Origin of the sequence: Parendozoicomonas verongulae, from assembly GCF_009711465.1 — a bacterium.
GTDB classification, from domain to species: domain Bacteria; phylum Pseudomonadota; class Gammaproteobacteria; order Pseudomonadales; family Endozoicomonadaceae; genus Sansalvadorimonas; species Sansalvadorimonas verongulae.
This window is the reverse complement of sequence record NZ_SMME01000636.1, coordinates 1-2496: the sequence shown is the minus strand read 5'-3', so window position 1 is coordinate 2496 and position 2496 is coordinate 1. Positions and strand designations below refer to the sequence as shown.

Sequence of the window (2496 nt, the reverse complement as noted above, 5' to 3'; positions counted from 1 at the left end):
ATTGAGCGCTATGGAGTTAATCCACATGTAACATTTGGAAAACAGCCACTCTTACATATTGCAGCAGAAAATGGTTACACAGAAATCGTCAAGCTCTTAATTGATAAATATCATCTTAATCCTCATGAGAAGGGAGATTATGGTTATTCTGTTTTGCACTGGGCTGCTTCGGGTCCGCGGTTCTTTAAAATGCGAGATAATGACTACTACAACCACTACAACCTTGTCATGATGCTAATTGATGACTACAAGTTGAGCCCCTATGCAACAGATAACAATTATGGATATTCGGCTTTACATTGCGCGGCTAGAGCTGGTTTTACCGATGTGGTGAAGTTGTTGATTGATCGCTATAAGGCTGATCCACATAAAAAATCCAGTAGGAGTAGGGAAACGGTCTTATATAGGGCTGCTGGTTGCAGTAGAAGGGCTTGTGTAGATTTGGTTAGGTTATTAATTGATACCTATGGGGTAAACCCACACGCAAAGAGCGACGGTAATACAGCTTTACATGCAGCTGCACATGTGGCTCATTATAATAAGGGTGAAGTGATGTGGTTACTGATTGATCATTATGGATTAAACCCAAATGCCAAAGACCGTCGTAGAGAAACTGTTCTAGATTCTGTCTCCAAATCACACTACGATAGTTCAATCAGGCAAAGGTTAATCAATCAATATGGAGCAATGTCAGGAGAAGGTAATCAGGATAGTTGTGTGATTCAATAATCTGTCAGCAATTCCCTAAGAATTAATTCTAAATTGACATACCAAGTCTTGCAGAGCAAGAGGGCTACCTAGCCCCTTGTGATGGAACAGGACACTATTCTTCCGGGAAAAAACACTGGAGCGAGTGCTGCATAAAGAACCCTGATAGCCCAAAGACACAGTACTATTATCAGCTATTGGGCGTTTGCCTTGTCAAGTCTGGTATGAAGGTCGTGCTGCCACTGATGCCAGACATGCCACACTGTTTGAGGCGGTTGATGGTCACGGTAAAGAACACCTTGCCAGTAATATGGCCTGCCTGATGTTACTGGCTTGCCCTGTCTTTAACAAAGCCTGGTAGTCGTGTTGGTTTGTGCTTTAGAAATGGGTAGGTGGTCTGTATTTTCTCAAGGCTATTATGGGGAATGGCTGGACAACTGTCGTGTTAGTTTAGCTTTCATTTATATTGCACCGTGCTTTAGGAGCGCTATGGCGGCTTCAGTGTGCCCTTTTTCACGAGCTAAATACAGCGGAGTTTGTTCGGCAAGAGTGTCCAACGTGGCATTTACTTCAGCCCCCAGACTAATAAGCAAGTTAATCGTGTCTGTCTGTCCATGTTCTGCCGCAAGATGCAAGGGAGTCTGGCCATTTCTGGAACGTGTGTTGACTATAGCACCGTGATCAATAAGCTCTTGAACTATTTTCGTGTGCCCATTCATCGCTGCATGGTGGAGGGGAGTTGCTCCATTTCGCGAGCGTGGTTTATCCACTTTCGCTTTTTTACTGATAAGTAGTTTTACTGTGTCGAGATGGCCGCTGTGAGCAGCCACAAGCAATGGTGTTTGGCCGTTAGATTCGCTATCAACTTGCGCTTCATTTTCAATGAGCACTCTGGCGACTTGTGTATGTCCTTTGGCAGAGGCCATAAACAGCGGAGTTTGACCACGGAAAGTTTTATCTACTGTTGCACCTCGTCCAATCAGTATTCTTGTCGCTTCTACTGAGCCTTCCTGAGCAGCAGTAAATAAATCCATTTGCCCTGTTTCTATACGCCTTAATATTTCCGAACTTGATTCTGGCTGAACTACTGCAGATGATATAATTACTTCTTCACGAAGCCATTGATCGACTCTGCCAGATAAGGCTGAGTCAGGAATTTCAGTTTGTGCTCCTGTTTGACATAAGGCTAAGGCTGACTCCTTCTTCCCCTCTTTTACCGCCCGATGAAAAGGTGTTTCATCTTGCCGGTTTTTTAATTGATGGTTTGCCCCCGCTCCAGTGAGTGCCAAAACAGTTTCAGTATGTCCTTCGGTTGCTGCTAAATGTAGAGGTGTATTTCCCATCGAGTCTGTCGCGTCTTTGTCAGCCCGATGCTCAACAAGTTTAAGAACTGTGCTGGTTTTTCCATTTCTGGCAGCAGTATGCAGCGGCGTTTTATTCGCCATATCTCTTGCTTCTTTATTCGCTCCATAGCAAATGAGTACTAAGGCGCTATCCTTGTTCCCATTTTCAGCGGCTTCATGAAGCGGTGTCTCTCCAAAATTATTTTTAGCATCCAAGTGTGCTTGATGCTTTATCAAAGCCAAAACGATTTCAACACTTCCATATCCGGCAGCTGTATGAAGCGGTGTATTACCACTATTATCCCGAATATCTATATCAATGTACTTTCCGACCCGGATAAGTGCTAATCCAATCTCAGGATTACCATACTTGGCTGCTGTATGGAGTGGTGTTCTACCAAATTCATCTCGCGCGCTTTTGTTTGCACCACTCTGGATAAGCGCC

The 2496-nt window shown here is 44.2% G+C and carries 3 protein-coding genes; 2 read left to right on the top strand and 1 reads right to left on the bottom strand.

Annotation, left to right across the window (positions count from 1 at the left end; all coding sequences use genetic code 11):
- The coding region (locus E1189_RS02095; protein ID WP_196221057.1) for an ankyrin repeat domain-containing protein at positions 1 to 729 on the top strand (729 nt) is incomplete at its 5' end.
- Positions 730 to 913: 184 nt separating this feature from the next.
- Entirely contained in the window at positions 914 to 1069 is a 156-nt protein-coding gene (locus tag E1189_RS02090) for a hypothetical protein (RefSeq protein WP_155158417.1), read from the top strand.
- Between the two features lie 100 nt (positions 1070 to 1169).
- On the opposite strand, the gene E1189_RS02085 is transcribed toward E1189_RS02090, so the two are convergent.
- Positions 1170 to 2496: ankyrin repeat domain-containing protein (locus tag E1189_RS02085; RefSeq protein WP_196221056.1), on the bottom strand; the 1327-nt coding region annotated here is incomplete at its 5' end.